This is a genomic window from Fervidibacillus halotolerans, from assembly GCF_026547205.1.
Taxonomy (GTDB): Bacteria; Bacillota; Bacilli; order Bacillales; family Caldibacillaceae; genus Fervidibacillus; species Fervidibacillus halotolerans.
The window spans coordinates 1,989,132-2,009,001 of the sequence record NZ_CP106877.1 but is presented as its reverse complement, the minus strand read 5'-3'; the positions used below and the strand labels follow the sequence as shown (position 1 = coordinate 2,009,001).

The 19,870-nt window shown below is 38.0% G+C and carries 23 protein-coding genes; all 23 read left to right on the top strand.

Annotated elements, in window-relative coordinates; all coding sequences use genetic code 11:
• Nucleotides 1-11 precede the first annotated feature (11 nt).
• The 23 genes from paaA (at nt 12) to OE105_RS09570 (ending at nt 19,492) form a co-directional block, all read left to right on the top strand.
• Entirely contained in the window at nt 12-905 is an 894-nt protein-coding gene (gene paaA, locus OE105_RS09680) for a 1,2-phenylacetyl-CoA epoxidase subunit PaaA (protein WP_275422157.1), read from the top strand.
• A 22-nt stretch (nt 906-927) separates the two neighbouring features.
• Entirely contained in the window at nt 928-1,323 is a 396-nt protein-coding gene (paaB, locus tag OE105_RS09675) for a 1,2-phenylacetyl-CoA epoxidase subunit PaaB (RefSeq protein WP_275419978.1), read from the top strand.
• Nucleotides 1,283-2,107, top strand: coding sequence for a 1,2-phenylacetyl-CoA epoxidase subunit PaaC (gene paaC, locus OE105_RS09670; RefSeq protein ID WP_275419977.1), 825 nt, complete (start codon nt 1,283-1,285; stop codon nt 2,105-2,107). The genes paaB and paaC overlap by 41 nt, the downstream gene beginning before the upstream one ends.
• A 64-nt stretch (nt 2,108-2,171) precedes the next feature.
• Nucleotides 2,172-2,660, top strand: a complete 489-nt coding sequence (paaD, locus tag OE105_RS09665; RefSeq protein WP_275419976.1) for a 1,2-phenylacetyl-CoA epoxidase subunit PaaD — start codon at nt 2,172-2,174, stop codon at nt 2,658-2,660.
• 88 nt (nt 2,661-2,748) lie between these two features.
• Entirely contained in the window at nt 2,749-3,048 is a 300-nt protein-coding gene (locus OE105_RS09660; RefSeq protein ID WP_275419975.1) for an EthD family reductase, read from the top strand.
• Nucleotides 3,038-3,814, top strand: a complete 777-nt coding sequence (locus OE105_RS09655) for an enoyl-CoA hydratase/isomerase family protein (protein ID WP_275419974.1) — start codon at nt 3,038-3,040, stop codon at nt 3,812-3,814. Before OE105_RS09660 ends, OE105_RS09655 begins: the two co-directional genes overlap by 11 nt.
• Before the next feature lie 63 nt (nt 3,815-3,877).
• Nucleotides 3,878-4,651 (top strand): enoyl-CoA hydratase-related protein, encoded by a 774-nt coding sequence (locus OE105_RS09650; RefSeq protein ID WP_275419973.1) that lies wholly within the window; start codon nt 3,878-3,880, stop codon nt 4,649-4,651.
• Nucleotides 4,651-5,547, top strand: coding sequence for a 3-hydroxyacyl-CoA dehydrogenase (locus OE105_RS09645; protein ID WP_420842516.1), 897 nt, complete (start codon nt 4,651-4,653; stop codon nt 5,545-5,547). Before OE105_RS09650 ends, OE105_RS09645 begins: the two co-directional genes overlap by 1 nt.
• Nucleotides 5,548-5,638: 91 nt before the next feature.
• Nucleotides 5,639-6,844 (top strand): thiolase family protein, encoded by a 1,206-nt coding sequence (locus OE105_RS09640; protein WP_275419972.1) that lies wholly within the window; start codon nt 5,639-5,641, stop codon nt 6,842-6,844.
• 65 nt (nt 6,845-6,909) lie between these two features.
• Nucleotides 6,910-7,686 carry an enoyl-CoA hydratase-related protein gene (locus tag OE105_RS09635; RefSeq protein ID WP_275419971.1) on the top strand — a complete coding sequence of 259 codons (777 nt, stop codon included), beginning with the start codon at nt 6,910-6,912 and terminating at the stop codon, nt 7,684-7,686.
• A 267-nt stretch (nt 7,687-7,953) separates the two neighbouring features.
• Nucleotides 7,954-8,847 carry a phenylacetic acid degradation operon negative regulatory protein PaaX gene (gene paaX, locus OE105_RS09630; RefSeq protein ID WP_275419970.1) on the top strand — a complete coding sequence of 298 codons (894 nt, stop codon included), beginning with the start codon at nt 7,954-7,956 and terminating at the stop codon, nt 8,845-8,847.
• 65 nt (nt 8,848-8,912) lie between these two features.
• Nucleotides 8,913-9,896 (top strand): ABC transporter permease, encoded by a 984-nt coding sequence (locus OE105_RS09625; RefSeq protein ID WP_275419969.1) that lies wholly within the window; start codon nt 8,913-8,915, stop codon nt 9,894-9,896.
• Nucleotides 9,889-10,683, top strand: coding sequence for an ABC transporter ATP-binding protein (locus OE105_RS09620; protein ID WP_275419968.1), 795 nt, complete (start codon nt 9,889-9,891; stop codon nt 10,681-10,683). Before OE105_RS09625 ends, OE105_RS09620 begins: the two co-directional genes overlap by 8 nt.
• A gap of 348 nt (nt 10,684-11,031) precedes the next feature.
• Nucleotides 11,032-11,439 carry a thioesterase family protein gene (locus OE105_RS09615; RefSeq protein WP_275419967.1) on the top strand — a complete coding sequence of 136 codons (408 nt, stop codon included), beginning with the start codon at nt 11,032-11,034 and terminating at the stop codon, nt 11,437-11,439.
• Nucleotides 11,440-11,539: 100 nt separating this feature from the next.
• A complete protein-coding gene (locus tag OE105_RS09610; RefSeq protein ID WP_420842597.1) occupies nt 11,540-12,664 on the top strand; it encodes a Glu/Leu/Phe/Val dehydrogenase dimerization domain-containing protein in 1,125 nt (374 codons plus the stop codon).
• Nucleotides 12,665-13,038: 374 nt separating this feature from the next.
• On the top strand, nt 13,039-13,662 hold the full coding sequence (locus tag OE105_RS09605) for a TasA family protein (protein WP_275419965.1): 624 nt from the start codon (nt 13,039-13,041) through the stop codon (nt 13,660-13,662).
• Nucleotides 13,663-13,779: 117 nt separating this feature from the next.
• Complete coding sequence (gene tapA, locus OE105_RS09600; RefSeq protein ID WP_275419964.1) at nt 13,780-14,484, top strand: amyloid fiber anchoring/assembly protein TapA; 705 nt, start codon at nt 13,780-13,782, stop codon at nt 14,482-14,484.
• Between the two features lie 139 nt (nt 14,485-14,623).
• Nucleotides 14,624-15,220, top strand: coding sequence for a signal peptidase I SipW (sipW, locus tag OE105_RS09595; RefSeq protein WP_275419963.1), 597 nt, complete (start codon nt 14,624-14,626; stop codon nt 15,218-15,220).
• Nucleotides 15,221-15,254: 34 nt separating this feature from the next.
• Nucleotides 15,255-15,911 carry a TasA family protein gene (locus OE105_RS09590; RefSeq protein ID WP_275419962.1) on the top strand — a complete coding sequence of 219 codons (657 nt, stop codon included), beginning with the start codon at nt 15,255-15,257 and terminating at the stop codon, nt 15,909-15,911.
• Between the two features lie 526 nt (nt 15,912-16,437).
• Nucleotides 16,438-17,274, top strand: coding sequence for an amyloid fiber anchoring/assembly protein TapA (tapA, locus tag OE105_RS09585; RefSeq protein WP_275419961.1), 837 nt, complete (start codon nt 16,438-16,440; stop codon nt 17,272-17,274).
• 22 nt (nt 17,275-17,296) lie between these two features.
• Nucleotides 17,297-17,875, top strand: coding sequence for a signal peptidase I SipW (gene sipW, locus OE105_RS09580; protein ID WP_275419960.1), 579 nt, complete (start codon nt 17,297-17,299; stop codon nt 17,873-17,875).
• 71 nt (nt 17,876-17,946) lie between these two features.
• On the top strand, nt 17,947-18,567 hold the full coding sequence (locus tag OE105_RS09575; protein ID WP_275419959.1) for a TasA family protein: 621 nt from the start codon (nt 17,947-17,949) through the stop codon (nt 18,565-18,567).
• A gap of 55 nt (nt 18,568-18,622) precedes the next feature.
• Nucleotides 18,623-19,492 carry a TasA family protein gene (locus OE105_RS09570; RefSeq protein ID WP_275419958.1) on the top strand — a complete coding sequence of 290 codons (870 nt, stop codon included), beginning with the start codon at nt 18,623-18,625 and terminating at the stop codon, nt 19,490-19,492.
• Nucleotides 19,493-19,870: the final 378 nt, after the last annotated feature.

The window sequence follows — 19,870 nt, the reverse complement described above, 5'->3', positions numbered from 1 at the left end:
ATGAATATTTTATGGAGCGGATCGAAGCGGGGGAAAAAATTGAAGCGGATGACTGGATGCCTGATGAATACCGAATGGCATTAATTAAACTTATTTCCATGCATGCCATCAGTGAAATTATGGGTGCACTTCCTGAAAAAGAATGGGTTCCGAAAGCACCGACGATTCACCGGAAATTAGGTATTATGGCGAAAGTTCAAGATGAAATGGGTCATGGACAATTATTGCTTCGGGTGGCAGAAGACTTAATGAAACCTTACGGAAAAACGAGAGAAAATATAATGGAAGATTTATTTTCAGGTAAATTGAAGTTTCATAACGTGTTTCATATGGAAGCTCCCACATGGGCAGATGCGGGAATCATCGCATGGCTTGTGGACGGAGCAGCAATCATTACTCAAACGAACATGTTAAATGCTTCATACGGACCTTATTCACGAGCATTGCATCGAATTTGTGCGGAAGAAGTGTTTCATGCCCAACACGGAGAATCGATTGTATTGGCGTTGGCGGAAGGTTCGAAACAACAGAGGGAAATGTTACAAGATGCTCTTATCCGTTGGTGGCCTTCCCTATTAATGTTTTTCGGTCCGAAAAGTGCTGCAACTACTGGCTCCTCAAAACAAGATATTACGATAAAATATAAAATTCGAACGAAAACAAATGAGGAATTGCGACAAGATTTTTTAACGAAATACGTACCTCGAATCCGTTCCCTCGGCTTAACGATTCCCGATGAAACCTTACGCTATGATGAAGAAAATAAGAAATGGATTTACAAGGAACCCGATTGGAATGAATTTAAAAAAATTATTAAAAATCAAGGTCCGAAATCGATGGAACGATTAACATTACGGCGGATTGCTTATGACAATAACCGTTGGGTAAGGGAAGCCTTGCAATAAAGGTTTCGGAAAGGGGAAAAAAATGGTTGAAAAAGATCAAAAGGAACATGGTTTTTACGAAGTGTTTGAAGTTTTTAGTAAGCGCTCTCATACGTCGCCGATGCAGTATCAATTTAGTTTATTAGCACCGAATCATGAGATGGCCTTCATTTTGGCCCAGGAGAATTTTATGCGTAGGGAACCGGTTGTCGATCTATGGGTCGTTAAACGATCGGATATTCGAAAGATGACGGAAGAGGAACGGGATCTGTTAAAAAGACTCGATAATAAATCGTACCGATTGACGAAAGGATATGGATATTTACGGAAAAAGTGGCGGGAATATGAGCAGCGGATGTTCGATGAGAAGGAAATATTTTCTTGGGGGGAAACGGGAGATGACAAGCGTAAAAAACGCACTGGAAGCAAGGCAAAATAAGGAATATGTATCTGCTTTAACCGAATTATTATTTCAGCTTGCAGATGACGATTTTATATTGGCCTTCCGCGGTTCCGAATGGCTTGGATTGGCCCCCCACATCGAAGAAGATGTCGCATTTTCTTCCATCACACAAAACATGATGGGTCATGCATTTATGTATTATCAATTGTTGGAACAATTGGGGGAGGGAACGGTTGACGAATTAGCCCATGAAAGAAGCGGAAAAAAACGGAAAAATGCAATTATGCTAGAAAAAGTAAATGGTTTGGGGACGTATTTACAATCACCGAAATTTGACTGGGCTTTTACCGTTGTTCGCCATTATTTTTACGATGTGAATAAAAAAATTAAGCTCGATTGTTTGCAAGATTGTTCCTATGAACCGTTGAAACATGCTGCGATCAATATTCGAAAAGAGCAATATTATCATCTTGTCCATTGGGAAACTTGGTTTAAACAGTTGGTCAAAGCAGGCGGTGAAGCGAAAACGAGGATGATGGTTGCCGTCGAAAAAGTATGGAACGAATTCGATGACGTTCTATCCCTCGGTCCACGTGGGGAAGTAATGGCGAATTATCAATTAATCGATCGAGAGGATGTGATTCGACAAACATTTATGAATACCATTGGGGATGTATTCGAAAATTTAGAATTAGGACCGCTTCCGAAACTGAAAGAGATGAAAAAAAGCGGTCGGATCGGTGAGCATACGGAGGATTTAGAGAAAGCGCTGGCAACCTTAACCGAAGTTTATAAAAAAGAACCTTCATCTTCTTGGTAATCCCTTTTTCCAAATTTTTCATATAGAAAGAACGTTAAAAACTGATGGGGAAAGGAGGGGGGATATGGACGCTCCCCTAAAGGAACAAATTACCAATGCATTAAAGGCGGTGACAGATCCGGAAATTCCTGTTGTTAGCGTAATTGATTTAGGCATGATTGAGGGAATCTCCGTTGAAGGTACGAAGGCGACTGTACAAGTGTTACCTACATTTGTCGGTTGCCCAGCATTGGAGTTAATTCGAAAAAAAATAAAAGATGCTGTGGAAAAAGTAAGGGGGATTGATTATGCAGAGGTTATTTTTATTTATAATCCCCCTTGGACATCGGATCGGATTACAGAAATGGGAAGGAAACGATTGAAAGAATTCGGTATTGCACCACCACCGAAATTGTTAGAAAAGGAAAAAGAATGGTCTGTCGACTGTCCATATTGCGGATCATCCTATACGTTGATGGAAAACGTATTCGGTCCAACCGCATGTAGAAGTATATTTTATTGTAAACATTGCAAAAATCCATTTGAAGCAATGAAACCGGTATTTTTAAACTAATCAACTGAAATTCGTTATTTTGAAAACAGGATTTGAATAAATCATTTATTTTTTCCTAATCAGGAAGATGAATAAAGGAGGTCGTAATATGTATAAAATGATTGCCCTTTTTAAAAAGCCGGAGGATCCAGACCGTTTTGACAATTATTATTTTCATTTTCATATTCCACTCACGAAGAAGATTCCTGGATTAAAAGATATGAAAATTACAAAGTTCAAAGAAGGAAGTCCTTACTACTTAATGTGTGAAATGATTTATGAATCGAAGGAGGCGTTTAAGGAAGCATCGAAAACACCTGAATCGAAGGAATCAGGAAAGGATATTATGGCTTTTGCAGGGGATTTGGTGACATTTTTGTTTGGGGAAGATGTTGGAGATGGAAAATGAATTATCGATTGAAAAAAAGAAAATTGGCCCAATCGCCCTTATTACCCTTAATCGCCCATCGGTGCTTAATGCACTGAATCGAGAAATGGTCAATGAAATCATTACGAGTTTGAAACAGTTTGACCAAAATGATGAGGTTCGAGTCATCGTAATCAACGGTAAAGGAAAGGCCTTTGCTGCTGGAGCAGATATAGAAGAAATGGCCTCTGATCATCCAATTTCTCTCGAATGGTTAAATCCCTTTGCTGAATGGGATCAAATTTATTCCGTAAAAAAACCAATAATTGGTGCAGTTCACGGATATTGTCTTGGTGGTGGATTTGAATTAGCCCTTGCTTGTGACCTTTTGATTGCAGCAGAAAGGACGAAATTTGGTTTTCCTGAAGTGAAACTTGGGGTTATGCCCGGGGCTGGGGGAACCCAATGGTTGCCGAAATTCATCGGAAAAACGAAGGCGATGGAATGGCTGTTTACCGGTGATCTGTACGATGCTTCAGAAGTTTACCTATACGGTATTATTAATAAAATTGTACCAAATGAATTATTGATGGAGGAAACGATGAAATTGGCTGAAAAAATTGCCAACCAACCGCCCCTTTCCATTCGACTGATCAAGGAGGCGGTATATAAGGCGATCGATGAACCATTGAGGGAAGGCATGCATTTTGAACGGAAAAACTTTTATTTATTATTCGCCTCAGAAGATCAAAAAGAAGGGATGCAAGCATTTCTTGAGAAAAGGAACCCCCAGTTTAAAGGAAAATAATTATTCACTCGAAACGATCCAAGGCTTTTAAAAGAAGATGGGAGGTCAATGGGAGGGAAAAACATGTTTGAAACAATCATTTTTGAGAAAAAAGACAATGTCGCTTGGATTCGATTTAATCGCCCGAGTGAATTAAATTCATTTACGAAAAAAATGCATAAAGAAATCATCCAATCGCTTAAAGAAGTGAAAAAGAATGAGCAGATTCGAGCGGTAATTTTAACAGGTGAGGGAAGAGCGTTTAGTGCTGGTCAAGATTTGAAAGATGTCCAAGAAAAGTTGGATTATGGGGATTATTTACGGGAAACGTACAATCCACTTATTTTAGAAATCGTCTCTTTGGAAAAACCGGTCATTGCTGCAGTAAATGGTGTCGCAGCAGGGGCCGGTTTCAGTCTAGCGTTGGCTTGTGATTTCCGTCTCGTATCCAGCCGAGCCAAATTTATCGAAGCCTTTATTAACGTAGGGCTCGTACCTGATTCTGGACATTTGTTTTTTTTGCCAAGGATCATAGGATACGCAAAAGCATTGGAATTGGCTGCACTCGGAGGAGAGTTGTCCGCAGAAGAGGCAACGAAAATCGGACTTGTGACAAAATTAGTTCCCCACGAAACATTTGAAGAAGAAGTTCATTCATTTGCGAAACATATAAGTTCAATGCCGACAAAAACGATCGGTTTAATAAAAAAGCAAATGCATGAAAGTTTCCATTCCAATTTGTCCCAAATGTTAGAAGGGGAAGCATATGCACAGCAAATCGCAGGAAAAACGGAGGATCATCGGGAAGGGATTGCTGCTTTTTTAGAAAAAAGAAAGCCAAATTTCAAAGGGAAATAATGATGAAAATAAGAAAGGAAGGCGATTGTCTATTGGGCGGAAAAAACGTTGCAATCATCGGTGCCGGTGTAATGGGGAGAGGAATTGCATACGTCTTTGCCAATGCGGGGTTTCAAACGACCATCGTCGATATAGATGAAAAGGTTTTGAACGATGCAGAAAGAGAAATCGATCGGCTTTTGATCCAATTAGTAAATAGAGGAAAAATATCGCTTGAACAAATGAATGAAAGGAAAAGGAATCTTACTTTCACGAAAAACTTACAAGATGCATGTAAAAATGTCGACCTCGTGATTGAAGCGGTTCCTGAAAAGTTAGAGATTAAAAAACAAGTGTTTAGAAACCTAGACCAATTTACTCCTTCCCATTGTATTTTAGCAACGAACACGTCAACAATGAGCCCGACGGAAATCGGTTCGGTGACGAAACGGCCTAATCAAGTTGTTGCTATGCACTTTTTTAATCCCGTTCATAAAATGAAGCTGGTGGAAATTGCAAAGGGATTGGAAACAAGTGAAGAGACTGTTCGAATGGTGAAAAATTTTGCTGAAAAAATCGGGAAAGAACCGGTCGTTATTCACGAATTTCCAGGATTTATTACGAGTCGAATGAGTGCTCTCATTGGAAATGAGGCCTTTTTCATGTTACAGGAGGGAGTGGCTACACCAGAAGAGATCGATAAGGCGATTAAAATCGGATTGAATTTTCCGATGGGTCCCTTTGAATTGGCAGATTTGGTCGGTTTAGATACCCGATTAAATAATCTAAAATATTTGCATGAAAAATTAGGTGAAAAATATCGTCCAGCACCCCTTTTGGAACAGTATGTCGCTGCGGGATGGCTCGGTAGAAAAACAGGTCGGGGCGTTTATGATTATTCTGATAAAGGAAAATAATACGAAAGGTTTCAAATATTTTCATCAATGATAAGTGTATCCCGTGAAAGATCGAAGGCTTTGTTCCCAATTTTTCCTAAGAGGTGATGATGTGGAGGAAGTTGTAATCGTTGATGCGGTTCGAACGCCAATTGGGAGATACAATGGTGCATTAAAATTTGTTCGACCGGATGATTTGGCATCTATCGTCATTCAGGCGCTCATTAAGCGAAATCCAACGGTTCCTTTGGATGAAATCGAAGAAGTGGTATTTGGAAATGCGAATCAAGCGGGAGAAGACAATCGGAATGTAGCAAGAATGGCTGCTTTATTAGCAGGATTGCCTGTTACTGTAGCTGGGACGACGGTAAATCGATTATGTGGCTCGGGTCTAGATGCGATAAACTATGCAGCAAGGGCGATTGCTGTTGGGGAAGGGGAAATTTTTATCGCAGGTGGAACAGAAAGTATGACCCGGGCACCTTACGTGATGGCAAAACCCGAGAATGGTTTTCCGAGGGGATCGATGGAACTGTATGACACGACGATCGGATGGCGATTTATTAATCCGATATTAGAGGAAAAGTACGGAACGGAATCGATGCCAGAAACGGCGGAAAATGTGGCAAGGGAATATTGTATATCGAGGGAGGAACAAGATCAATATGCTTTTATGAGCCAAAGGCGGGCAGCGAAAGCAATCGAAGAAGGGAAATTGAAAAACGAACTCGTTCCTGTTACATATAAAGATCAGAACGGACAGACAATTACCGTTGAAAAAGATGAACATCCCCGTCCAAATACAAATATAGAGAAACTTTCCAAACTTCCATCCCTTTTTCCTAACGGCTCCATAACTGCCGGAAATGCATCCGGAATTAATGATGGTGCTGCCGCCCTTTTATTAATGAGTAGGAAAAAGGCCGACCAACTCGGCATTCGTCCCCTTGTAAAATATAAAGGCAGTGCGATCGCGGGGGTCGAACCGAGAATAATGGGAATTGGTCCGATTTATGCAGTGAAGAAAGTATGTAAACGACTCGGTTTACAACTGGAGGATATCGATTTAATTGAATTAAATGAAGCCTTTGCGTCCCAGACGCTTGCTTGTATTCGCCAATTGAAACTGGATGAAGAAAAGGTGAATGTCAATGGTGGAGCAATCGCTTACGGACATCCTTTAGGTGCAAGTGGTGCAAGAATATTGACCACGTTAATCTATGAAATGAAAAGGAGACAAGTACGTTTAGGGATGGCTACGATGTGCGTCGGAGTCGGACAAGGTATTGCAACGGTCGTTGAGAACTTTACGTATTAATTTTTTTACAATAATGGATTCGTTTCTGCTTTAGTTCCAATTCATTATGGAGGGAGATGACATACATGGAAACGATTTCTATAGAAAAACGAAACAGCTGTCTTATTGTTACTTTAAATCGGCCTGAAGCTTTAAATGCGTTTAATTATCAAATGTTAACTGAACTAGGAGAAGTGGTGGAAACCATACGGTACGATACAGATGTGCGAGTTGTCATATTTACTGGTGCAGGAGAAAAGTCATTTAGTTCTGGTGCGGATTTAAAAGAAAGGAAGAATTTAGGAGTAGAAGAAGTAAAGCGAAATGTTTATAAAATCCGAACGGTTTTTCAACAAATCGCCGACCTTCCCCAGCCGGTGATTGCCGCCGTCAATGGGTATGCCTTTGGTGGGGGCTTTGAATTAATGTTAGCCTGTGATTTTCGAATTGCTGTAAAAGAAGCGAAAATGGGATTGACGGAGGTTAGTTGGGGTATCATTCCTGGGGCTGGAGGTACACAAAGACTCCCCCGACTTATCGGAGAGGCAAAGGCAAAGGAGTTAATTTTAACCGCAAAAAAATTTACCGCAGAGGAGGCATTTTCCTTTGGGCTGTTAACAAAGGTGGTGGAAAAGGATGAATTAATGGAGGAAAGTATGCGTTTAGCAGAAAAAATGATGGAAAATGGTCCGATTGCGTTAACACAGGCAAAATATGCCATTAATCAAGGGATGAATGTCGATTTAAAAACCGGATTAGAGATCGAAGGGAAAGCATACGAAGTAACGATTCCTACATATGACCGATTGGAAGCCTTACAAGCCTTTGCAGAAAAAAGAAAACCGAACTTTAAAGGAAAATAAATTTCAGGAATCCTACAGTAGCGGGCAAAGAACATATGATTCTATTGAACGTTTTCACTCCACCTATGCATGAAATAAATTGAATGAAAGGGCCGAATTATTTTTTAAAAATAACGTTTTTTAATAAAATTCTCGTTTTTTACTTGACAAATTGACATATTCATTGTCAAATAGAATATAAATCGGTTGATTTATCGCCGCTTTAAAGGAATAAAGTAATCTACGCTTTCAACGTGTTCCCATATCAATTTACGGTGGAGATGGAAGATGATGGTTACATTAAATACGCGTTCGATGATTTTTACTCTTTTTGGTGATTATATTCGCCATTACGGAGGGGAAATATGGATTGGTAGTTTAATAAAATTATTGAAGGAATTTGGACATAATGAACAATCGGTTCGAGCGGCTATATCGCGGATGCATAAACAAGGATGGGTATATTCTCGGAAGGAAGGAAATCGGAGTTATTATTTCTTATCGCCGATCGGTAAGGAAAGGATGGAGGAAGCGGCAGAAAGGATATTTAAATTAAAACCGAACATATGGGATGGAAAGTGGCGTATGCTCGTCTACTCCATTCCGGAAGATAAAAGGCATGTTCGGGATGAATTTAGAAGGGAATTAGTATGGAGTGGTTTTGGTTCGCTCGCCAATGGACTTTGGATTTCTCCCAACGATTTAACTAAACAAGTGTATACGTTAATTGATAAATATCAAATTCGTCCCTTTGTTCATTATTTTGTTTCTTCTTATAAAGGCCCCGAAGAGAACAAAACATTAGTATCGACTTGTTGGAACTTAGACGAAATCAATCAAAAATATACTAACTTTATCCATCAATATGAAAAAAAATATGAAATGGATATAGCATCGATGAATGAGGGAAAGAAAACGGATGCCGATTGTTTTGTCGAAAAAACGAAGCTCGTACATGAATTTCGAAAATTTTTGTTTATCGATCCTGGACTTCCAGAATGTTTACAACCAAAACAATGGTATGGGAAAAAAGCACAGACTTTGTTTACGAACTATTATAAATTGTTGGCAGAACCAGCCACCCGTTTTTTTGAAAAGGTCATTCGGGAAGGAGACGATTCCATCCGACGCGTTCGTAATTTTGACGTATTACATCATCCTTTGATGAGGGAACAGCAGTAGTGTACTGATGAACCAGCGCCCTAATTTCTATATTAATCTTATTCAAATGGAATGGAGAGATGGATATGACTTTGCCTGCTCTACTGAATGCGGTTGAAATGGGGATTATTTTTTCCATTATGGCCCTAGGTGTATATCTAACGTTTCGGATCCTTGATTTCCCGGATTTAACGGTAGATGGAAGTTTTGTCACGGGGGCATCTATTGCTGCAGTGCTTATTTTTCAAGGATACTCACCAATTCTCGCTTCGATTGCTGCCCTATTTGCTGGGTTTATTGCAGGAACGATTACAGGAATTCTTCATACTAAGGGGAAAATTAATAATTTATTATCGGGGATATTGATGATGATTGCCCTATATTCGATTAACTTACGAATTATGGGGTTGGCGGATGAAAATGTCACGACAAAACCGAACATTCCCCTCCTCAATACGGAAACCATTTTTTCCCGTGTTGACTCGTGGGCTGAATCTGTCGGATTCGGGCAATGGGGAATCATCCTATTTATGATTGTCATTGTCCTATTGTTTAAACTATTTACGGATTATTTTTTAAAAACAGAAATTGGTCTTGCTTTACGGGCGACCGGTGATAATAAACGAATGATTCGTAGTTTTTCGGCAAATACAGATGGTTTGATTATTCTTGGAGTCGGTTTGTCCAACGCGTTTGTCGCCTTCTCTGGAGGTTTGATGGCTCAGTACCACGAGTTTTCCGATATTAGTATGGGAATCGGTATGATTGTCATCGGTCTTGCATCCGTTATTATCGGTGAAGCCATTTTTGGGACGAAAACGATTGGTCGGACGACGATGGCGGTCATTATCGGATCCATTATTTACCGAATCTTTATTAGTTTTGCCCTTGTCCAAGGAATTTTAGATGCGAGTGATCAAAAATTAGTGACGGCAATTATCGTTATTTTAGCTTTAACAATTCCAAAGGCGATTGAAAAATATCGAGATAAAAAACGAAAAGTTAAAAGGCAACAAAAAATGCTCGCTGAGTTAAAGTCATCAACACGGGAGGGGAAGACGATTGCTTGAGTTATATCAAATCAATAAGGTTTTTAATGAAGGGACGTTAGACGAAAAAATCGCCTTAAATCAAATTAATTTATCTTTAAAAAAAGGTGATTTTGTTACCGTTATTGGGAGTAACGGGGCTGGAAAATCGACGTTGATGAATATTATATCCGGTGTTTTAACGCCCGATATTGGTTATGTGAAGATTAATGGGGAAGATGTGACTTCCATGCCAGAATATAAGCGGTCCCGATTCATCGGTCGCGTGTTCCAAGACCCGATGGCAGGTACGGCACCTTCTATGACCATCGAGGAAAATTTGGCGATGGCTTATGCTCGAACGAAAAAACGCACCCTTCGACTTGGAGTAACGAAAAAGCGAAGAGAATTTTTTAGGCAATCATTAGCATCATTACATCTCGGATTGGAAGAACGGTTAAATGCAAAGGTCGGCCTATTGTCGGGAGGAGAAAGGCAAGCGATTTCCCTTTTAATGGCAACATTTACTCAACCGGAAATCCTTTTATTGGATGAGCATACGGCTGCTTTAGATCCAGCACGTGGGAAATTAATAACCGATTTGACCCGGGAAATTGTAGAAAAATCAAACTTAACGACGATTATGGTTACCCATAATATGCAACAGGCACTGGAATTAGGCAATCGATTAATTATGATGGATAAAGGCCAAATTATTTTGGACATTCGTGAAAAGGAGAAAAAGGAATTAACCATCGATGACTTATTAGATGAATTTCATAAAATTCGAGGAGAACAATTGGCCAGTGATCGAACTCTTTTGGCCTAGAGGAATTAGACATAATCAATCAAGATATTTGTGTGAGGAGCAGAAACGGATCTTTCGTTTTTGTCTTTTTTTTTGCACAATGACCTTCAATCAACTTTTTTAAGTATCCATTTTTCCGAAAAAAGGTGTTTTAAAAGTCGTTTACAATGGTATTTTGTTTTATAGAATCGATGACTATTATAAATAAACGAAAATTAAGAAAGATTAATAAAATGATAATCTTTAGAATCAATTGACGAATTATATAACAAAATGTTAATATAACGTTGAAATAACGTTATATTAATGGACGATAAACTTTTACGAACATACGACTGGCGATGGAAATTTGCGTCAGGGGGGATGTGGATGAAACCTGGATTGGCAATTGGTCGAAGTGAGACGATCTCTTTTCATGTAACAGAAGAAATGTACGCCCAATTTGAAGGGAAAATCGTACATCCTGCCTATTCCACTGTCTCTATGGTTTACCATATGGAATGGGTGTCGAGAAAAATTATACTCCCCTTTTTAGAAAATGATGAAGAAGGGATGGGGGCTTCGGTTAAAGTAAAACATATTGCTCCTGCTACATTAGGGACATCAATCACCGCTACGGCTGTCGTTACAAAGTTGGATAATCGCTTAGTTGTTACCGAAGTTGAATTATCAAATGGAAAAGAGATCATCGGAAAGGGAGAGGTTGTTCAAGTTATTTTACCAAAGGGAGAAATTCAAAAAAAATTAGCAAAATCGAACAGAGTGAAAAAAACATAATCATACCGGCAAAATGAAAGCGTTTTCTAATAGGTTTATTGAATTTTAAACTTTACGGAAAAGGGGAATGGGTATGATGGAACTTTTGGGAAAATCGGTTATGGAAGGGGAATTAACCAGCAATTTGTTTGAGAAGATTTCCAACCATGAGCAAGTTGTGTTTTGCAACGATCCATCAACAGGTTTAAAAGCAATCATTGCCATTCACGACACGACCCTCGGGCCTGCTACGGGCGGTTGTCGAATGTGGCCCTATTCATCTGTTGAGGAGGCATTGGATGATGTACTTCGTCTTTCAAAAGGGATGACGTATAAATGCGCTGCTGCAGATGTAGACTTTGGTGGGGGAAAGGCAGTAATCATTGGTGATCCAAACAAAGATAAAAGTCCGGAGTTATTCCGAGCCTTCGGACAATTTGTTGAATCGCTCAATGGCCGATTTTATACTGGAACAGATATGGGAACGACGCCAGATGATTTTGTTCATGCGGCAAAGGAAACGAACTGTATCGTTGGCCTCCCAGAAGAATACGGGGGAAGTGGCGATTCCTCCATACCGACTGCTTTGGGCGTGATATACGGAATTAAAGCGACGAGTCAAGTTCTTTGGGGGACGGAGAATCTTTCGGGGAGATCCTTTGCCATTCAAGGTCTTGGAAAAGTCGGTTCAAAGGTAGCAAACCAATTACTAGCTGAAGGGGCGCATCTTTATGTTTCCGATGTAAACGATCAAGTTGTTATGGATTTTATTACAAGAAATAAAGAACATAATGAACGAATAAAGGTCGTCAGTGGAGAAGAGATTTACGCAGTGAAAGCAGACATATTCGTCCCGTGCGCCTTAGGAGGCATTATTAACGATAAAACGATAAAATTATTCAATGTTCGAGCTATCGTAGGTTCAGCGAATAACCAGCTTTTAGAACAACGGCATGGGGATTTTCTTCACGAGAAAAAAATACTATATGCACCAGACTATATCGTGAATGCGGGAGGACTAATTCAAGTGTCAGATGAACTGTACGGTATTAATAAGGAGCGGGTTTTAAAAAAGACGAAGTCCATTTACTATTCGCTTCTAGAAATTTACACAAAATCAGAAAAAGACAATATTTCCACATCGAAGGCAGCGAACCTTTTCTGCATCAATCGTATTGAAGCAAGAAAAAAAAGAAATAGCTTTTTTGCCCATAAAAAAAGACCAAAATGGCAAGTAAGAAATTAAGAGAATGATTGAGTATTATACAAAAAAATGAAAAGGAGCGTTTGAAGAGAAGCAGGAAAGATCCGTGCTTCTTTTTTTATAGCTGTTCAGTTATTAAACGATTTTGCAAAACAGATGCAAACTAGACGTTCTTTTAAAAAAACAAAATAATGAGATATTATAAGATATATTGAGAAAAACATAGAAAAAACCAAAAAAACGTTCTTTATAAAGAAAATATGCTATATTTCAAACCTTTTCAAACAATTTAATTACCCGTATACTGTAAATACATGTTCTTTAATGAGAACAGTAAATATTCTTGTTAAAGAACAAACCGGTATTTCCTATGTACATAGGTACAAAAAGAAAAAAACAATTTGAGGAGGAGAAAAATGAGCTTAAAAAAGAAACTAGGTCTTGGAATTATTTCAGCAGCACTCGGAATTTCACTTGTCGGTGGGGGAACATTTGCTTACTTCAATGATGTGGAAACGTCAAACAACACATTTGCAGCCGGTACGTTAGATCTTACTGTCGAACCGTCCGTGATCTTCAATGTGGACAATTTAAAACCTGGAGATTATATGAAACGTTATTTCGAATTGCAAAATACCGGTTCTTTGGACATCGCGAGAGTACTTTTAGACACTTCTTATGAAGTAATCGACGCTAAGGGTGACAACGGTTCGGAGGACATGGGCGAACATTTCTTGGTTCATTTTATAAGGAACCTAGGTCATCCGGAACATTGGTTGGATGATGATTCCTATACCGTTGTTTCAAGTAAAACAATCAAGGAACTTTCGGAAATGACCGTTGAAGAATTGGCGGTTGAATTAGAAGACTATTTTTTCTGGGAACGTAAAGTGGACGGAATTCCTGCTGGTGAATCGGATTACTTAGTTGTGATGATTGAATTCGTAGATAATGGGGAAGATCAAAATATTTTCCAAGGGGATACTTTACAACTTGAATGGAAATTTACAGCTGAACAAGAAGAAGGAGAAAGACGATAAAAATCAAGTCGGAAAGGTAAGTTCATGCTTACCTTTCCACATTGTTTATTATCGTGGGAATATTTTTGTTACGGATATTTCGACGATAATAAATAACGTTTATTAGGAGGACAAAGGGTGCGGAAATCTTGTAGTAGCAAAAATCGAACCATAAAAAGAAAAATAAAGAAAATGTGCTTGATTTCCCAAATCTTTGTAATCTTCTACGTAACGATTTTTATTTTAGCCCTTTTAACTTCTAGTACGAAGGCCGAATTTATCAAAAGGGAAGAAACGTCCTTTGAAGTTCAAAGTAAAACTTGGTGGGAAAAAAGTGAGCTAAAAATAATTGGAACGAATTTTGAAAATGAGGAAGGTTGTCTTCCAATATTCATTTCGGTTGATGTTCAAAATATCGGGAATTCAATGACTGGAGCATCATCTGAAGTATATTATGTCGTTGAAGGAAATCTGAAAAAAAATGGTAAGAAAATTGCAGAAGGAATGATTCACCCATTAAATTCGGATGAAATTGTTCAAATTTCTTACCAGGTACAGGAAGAAGGGATCTATGTTTTTAAAGTGTATCAGACACTTGGATTGGAAAATAGAAATGTAAAAGAAATATGGAGTGAACAAGTGGTCGTCAAATGTGATGAAGATCATCGGGAACAACTAGGAGAAGAAGTCAATGACAAAATAAATATTCCCAGTAAGGAACGTAACGACAACGATTTGAATAATACGGAAAAACAATCATCCGAAAGTGAAATAGGAGGGAAAAAATCGAAAGAAAACGAAGGAGAAAAGCTGGATGCTGGAGTAATTGAAGATGATAATTAAAAAGAAAAAGGAATGGACGGAACAGAATCAAAGGATTCGAATGGAGAAAATGTAAATGGAATTAAAGATCATCCTGTTCAATCGAATCGAGGAAAAGTAGAAAATAAATAGAAAAAAATGACTAAAAGGGGGAGATTGAATGAAATGGAAAACGATTCGGAAATGGATTAGCAATTTTATAACGATCCTCATGTTTGGAATTTTGATCTTAATGTTATTCTTCTTAATTTCTGCGAAGTTAACGGGAGGTGAACCGAATTTTTTTGGGTATCAGTTAAAAGCAGTTCTTTCTGGATCGATGGAACCGGGAATTAAGACGGGTTCGCTCATTGTCGTTGAACCGGTTGAAAAGACCGACCAATTTAAAAAAAATGACATTATTACTTTTATCAATGAAAATAACCTATTAGTTACCCATAGAATTACGGAGGTTATACACAATGGTGATCAAGTTCTTTATCGAACGAGAGGAGATAATAACGATTCAGAAGATTTAAATCCGGTTAGATCACAAAATGTAGTAGCTGTATATACTGGGATTACGATCCCATATTTAGGATATATTGTACAGTTTGCCCAATCGAAGAATGGAATTTTATATTTAGTAATTTTACCCGGGGTTCTTCTTATTATTTATTCGGTCATTATGCTACGGAGAGTTTTTTCCGAATTGGAAAAACAACAAAAAAATCAAAATTTGAATTTAGACCAATCAACTCCACCTTCACGGGAATGAGGAGTGGATAGAATTTTGAAAAAGGGGTAAATCCATGGTAAAAAAAATTGCTTACTTTCTGTTGTGTTTTAGTCTTATGTTCTCGTTTTTAGGAAACATTGTGTTTGCTGAATCGACATCGGAAACAGCACCAAAAGAAATTGATATTCAAACGAAACCGGAGACATTAATTTTCAATTTGAAAAATTTGAAGCCCGGTGATTGGGCGGTTCGCGAAGTTGAAATTAAAAATACTGGTCAAAATGATTTTCAATATATCGTATCGAGTAAGAAAACAGCAGGCTCAACGAAACTATATAACGCGTTAGAATTAACTATTAAAGGGGAATCAGAAATCCTATTTCAAGGAAAAATGTCTGAATTTGATGGATTGGAAAAAAGAGATTTGAAAAGCGGTCAAAATGAAATATTGGAATTAACTGTTCTTTTTCCAATGGAATTAGGAAATGAATATCAAGGTTTGTTTACCGAAGTGGAATTTAAATTTTATGCAGAAGGTGGCTCACTAGGAGGCATACTCCCAATTGAAGGTTATAACCCGAAAAGGGATGGACTTGAATTGCCATCAACTGCAACCGCATATTATCAATTGCTATTGTATGGGGGATTTTTTCTTATTGGTGGAATCACATTATATTTATTCAGAAAAAAAATTCTTCCAAAAGAATCGGTAAAAAGTAAGGATCGGTAAATGTCCTATTGTATTGTCATGAAGTCTATAATCTCCTAATATTTTGATGAGTCAATGATCTTCATTGAACCACCGTATATTGATCCTACCCGTGCAAGAGACCTAGGGTTCGCAGCCTCTCCTATTCAATTTCAGAATGAACAATATAGAAATTATTGTCAAATTTGTTTGTTTAATCCTTTCACACTAATCACATGTGGTTCATATATCCATAAAAACAACAAATAATTCGTAATAAAGAACAAATATTTCAATTTTTGCTATTTGCTTTTCTTATCATTAGTAAAATGTAAGAATATTAAGATATCCGGAGAATATTAAAGATATATTCTTAAAATGTAAAAAAATTAAACTAATTCGGCTAATTCTGTTATTTTATTTCCTTTACAGCCTAGTTTATACTATGCATAAAGGTTCGATAAAAAGAACAAATTGTACGTTTGAAAGAACTCGTCCTAGTATTGACCATCTTGTTCATACTTTTCGATTATTCATGCCAGGCTGTTCTTAATAAGAAACAAATGAGGTGAGGACAATTCGAGTTTCTAGAACAAGAAAGTATAAAAAATCAAAAGGATTCGTTATTGGTTATCTTGTCTCTTCCCTTTGTTATCTCTTAATCATCAGTGGAGTTTTATTATCAGAATCTACGAACGCCCTATTTAATGATATGGAAAATACCCATGGATTTGTACATGTTAACTGGGATTCGGATGATGGGGAAGAAGATTCTTGGGATAAAAGTTCTCTAAGTTTTATCGATCAAGGTGGGGTTTGTAAAAATATATGGGCTACGATCCAAAATGGCAAAGATTCTAAGGGGATGGAAGGGCCGAGTACTTATGAAGTGTATTTTGTAAAGAAAGGAAACCCGAAAAAGGGTGAAAAGGTGGGAGAAGGAGAAGTTCCCCCCCTTGAAAGTGGAGAAACCGCAACATTAACCTTTGCTGCTGAGAAGAATGGGAATTATAAATTCAAAGTTTATCAACGACCTGGACATCCCGGAAAAGGAGAGTTATGGAGTGAAACGATTAAAGTAACCGATTGTAAAAAGAAAAAAATGAATAGTGAGGAACCGATGGAAGAATCAGAATCGACTGATTCAGAGATGACGGAGGAAAAACAGACGGAACAAAATAATGAGTCATCAGATGATTTCGATTCTGAGCAAACAGTAGAAGAGGAAGAAAAAGTGGAAGAAGAAATGGAAGAAGTGGAACAAGTTAACGAATCAGAAGATGAACCGGTTGGAGAAGAAGAGAACGAACCAGAAGATGAACTTGAAAAAGAAAATGAACCGGATGAAAATAACCCGTCCCAAGAAACAGAGGATGAAGGAATTATCGGAGAACAAAACCCCTAACCCAAATTGGAGGTGAAGCAAGTTGAAAAAAATCATAAAAATTACAGGGAATGTTTTATACGGGCTGCTCATCGCAACATTGATTATGTTAACGGTAATCGTAATCAGTTCTCGGGCTTCTGGAGGAGAACCGGAACTATTTGGTTATCAATTAAAAATCGTATTGTCAGGTTCTATGGAACCGACGTTTGATACAGGGTCCATTATTATCGTGAAAAAACTTGAAGATCCAACGGTTGTAAAAGAAGGGGATATTATTACCTTTGTTTACGAAGGCAATCAAATCGTAACACACCGTATCGTTGATGTGTTGAATCAAAGCGGCAAAGTTTTTTATCAAACAAAAGGAGACAATAACGAAGATCCTGACTCGAATCTTGTCATTTCGGATAACGTCTTAGCAAAATACACAGGAATGACGATTCCTTATGTAGGTTATCTTTTGAAATTTGCTAGTACACCAATCGGAACAGCGATTTTATTGATCATTCCCGGTGCTTTGTTGCTCGGTTATTCAATAATCATGATCCGTCAAGCGATTAAGGAAATAGAAGGAAAAATGAAAAATGAAAAGGCAACAGAAGCACCGAAAAATATGTAGGATGTACCCCCGAAAACGGGGTTCACATACATACCCATTTGTGGGTGAAAAAAATATGAGGAGGAATTGATATGAGTTTTAAAAAGAAAATGAGTTTAGGCATTTTAACCGGTGCCCTCGGATTAACACTTATCGGAGGAGGTACTTGGGCAGCATTCAACGATGTGGAAACAACAAATAACTATATTGCAGCAGGGACATTAGATTTAGTCGTCAATCCAGAAACATTGTTTGATTTAAGCAACATGAAACCAGGAGATTATATTACGAAAACATTAACATTTACGAACAATGGTTCATTGGCCATCGATGAAATCTTATTGAATATCGATGTTGAAGGCTGGGAAGATGTATTACATGGTCATTTGCCTGACAATGGGGAGAATACGCTAGAGGACTTTTTAAATCAATTCCAAGTCGTTTTATCTAGTGATGTATATGACGGGTTCTATTCATTAGCGGAATTATCTAATCTTTCAGATCACAAAATGACAGTAGAAGGTGAAGGGGTAGCAGCACTTTTACCAGGGGAATCGTTCGATGTTACTATCACATTACAGTTTTTAGAAGACGATACAAGATACCCGAATTCCAGACTGTATGAACAGAATAAATATCAAGGTGAAGGGGCAACGATTAAGTTGAATTTTGAAGCAACACAAATGCCTGGTGAAGAAAGGGAAAATGATTAAAAATCATCATTGGAATGAAGAAACTTTATAACGTTTATTTATAGGAGGGGAAAAGATGGGTTTTAAAAGGAAATTAACGACTGGTGCTCTTTCCGCCATCTTAGGAATTTCCTTAATTACTGGTGGAACATGGGCTGCCTTTAATGATATCGAAAATGCAGATGCCTCCGTAGAAGCAGGAACGTTGAATTTAGATTTGAAAAAAGTCGGTAAACAACCTTATACGATTGAAGTGAGCAATTTAAAGCCAGGAGATTCAATTGAACGAAAAATCAAGTTTGTAAATAGTGGAACCCTTGCGATTAAAGAAGTATTAATGGCGATTGAAGATGTACAATTTACTGATTATACTCCAAGGGATGATGACGATCCGGGTGCTAACGATTTAGATACTTGGAATGAAAACGACGTATTGGAGTTTCTCGATCAATTTAAGGTAAGTGTGATTCTTGTCGGTGCAGAAGGTGGCACGAATTATCCAGTAAATATTATTCCCGAGTCTGCAGAAGTTACGTTAAAAGACTTTTACTTGGCATCCGGTACGGTTTATGGGGATAGCTCAAAACCTGCAAGTCAAGAAGAAATTGATGAAGCCCGTATGAAATTATGGAATACGGTTGACAGGCGGTATATCGATGCGGAAAGTAATCGAATCAATGGAGCATCGGTACAAAATGTAAAGTATGCTGGTATTCCACTAGATCCGTCTGACGTGGATATACTAGAAGTGAAAATTGAATTTATGGATAACGATGAAAGAAATCCAGACGGAAGCTTTGTCCAAAATAAATTCCAAGGTGACCGGGCAGATATTACCATCTCCTTCGAAGCAACCCAATGGGATGGTCAAGAAATTACCGATGAAGATTTAAGAGATGACGGATATATTGAATCCAATGAAAAGGCACATAATGGAGATTATTAAAAAAGGGTAAACGGTGGCGGGGAAAATCTTCCCTGCTTCTTTTTTAAAATAAGCGGAAAAGACCTCGATGAAAAAATCTTAATACATGTTTTTGGTCAACCCATTTCCCCTGATTTCGCTCGTCCGTTAAATAGTGGAGAATCGGAACAGTTAACATTTACAGTTCTATTTCCATTCAAGATGGGAAAGGAAAGTGAGTTTCAATGTCCATGGAACATTGGGCTGGGTTCTTTCAATTGTGGATCTAAATTATTCACCACCGAGACGGAATATTTTCATCTCCAATTATATGAAATGATGTTTATTAGTGGAGGAATTTTGTTATATCAACTTAGTAAATAATCAGCAGCCAAGGGGAATAGCAAAACCTAAAGTCAA

Bases quoted from the DNA above. Each gene is read 5' to 3' on its own strand.
- paaB (WP_275419978.1), top strand. From the start codon at position 928: ATGGTTGAAAAAGATCAAAAGGAACATGGTTTTTACGAAGTGTTTGAA.
- OE105_RS09645 (WP_420842516.1), top strand. From the start codon at position 4,651: ATGATGAAAATAAGAAAGGAAGGCGATTGTCTATTGGGCGGAAAAAAC.
- OE105_RS09615 (WP_275419967.1), top strand. From the start codon at position 11,032: ATGAAACCTGGATTGGCAATTGGTCGAAGTGAGACGATCTCTTTTCAT.
- OE105_RS09660 (WP_275419975.1), top strand. From the start codon at position 2,749: ATGTATAAAATGATTGCCCTTTTTAAAAAGCCGGAGGATCCAGACCGT.
- OE105_RS09605 (WP_275419965.1), top strand. From the start codon at position 13,039: ATGAGCTTAAAAAAGAAACTAGGTCTTGGAATTATTTCAGCAGCACTC.
- OE105_RS09570 (WP_275419958.1), top strand. From the start codon at position 18,623: ATGGGTTTTAAAAGGAAATTAACGACTGGTGCTCTTTCCGCCATCTTA.
- OE105_RS09650 (WP_275419973.1), top strand. From the start codon at position 3,878: ATGTTTGAAACAATCATTTTTGAGAAAAAAGACAATGTCGCTTGGATT.
- paaC (WP_275419977.1), top strand. From the start codon at position 1,283: ATGACAAGCGTAAAAAACGCACTGGAAGCAAGGCAAAATAAGGAATAT.
- OE105_RS09635 (WP_275419971.1), top strand. From the start codon at position 6,910: ATGGAAACGATTTCTATAGAAAAACGAAACAGCTGTCTTATTGTTACT.
- OE105_RS09590 (WP_275419962.1), top strand. From the start codon at position 15,255: ATGGTAAAAAAAATTGCTTACTTTCTGTTGTGTTTTAGTCTTATGTTC.
- OE105_RS09575 (WP_275419959.1), top strand. From the start codon at position 17,947: ATGAGTTTTAAAAAGAAAATGAGTTTAGGCATTTTAACCGGTGCCCTC.
- OE105_RS09655 (WP_275419974.1), top strand. From the start codon at position 3,038: ATGGAAAATGAATTATCGATTGAAAAAAAGAAAATTGGCCCAATCGCC.
- OE105_RS09625 (WP_275419969.1), top strand. From the start codon at position 8,913: ATGACTTTGCCTGCTCTACTGAATGCGGTTGAAATGGGGATTATTTTT.
- OE105_RS09610 (WP_420842597.1), top strand. From the start codon at position 11,540: ATGGAAGGGGAATTAACCAGCAATTTGTTTGAGAAGATTTCCAACCAT.
- paaD (WP_275419976.1), top strand. From the start codon at position 2,172: ATGGACGCTCCCCTAAAGGAACAAATTACCAATGCATTAAAGGCGGTG.
- paaA (WP_275422157.1), top strand. From the start codon at position 12: ATGGAGCGGATCGAAGCGGGGGAAAAAATTGAAGCGGATGACTGGATG.
- paaX (WP_275419970.1), top strand. From the start codon at position 7,954: ATGATGGTTACATTAAATACGCGTTCGATGATTTTTACTCTTTTTGGT.
- sipW (WP_275419963.1), top strand. From the start codon at position 14,624: ATGAAATGGAAAACGATTCGGAAATGGATTAGCAATTTTATAACGATC.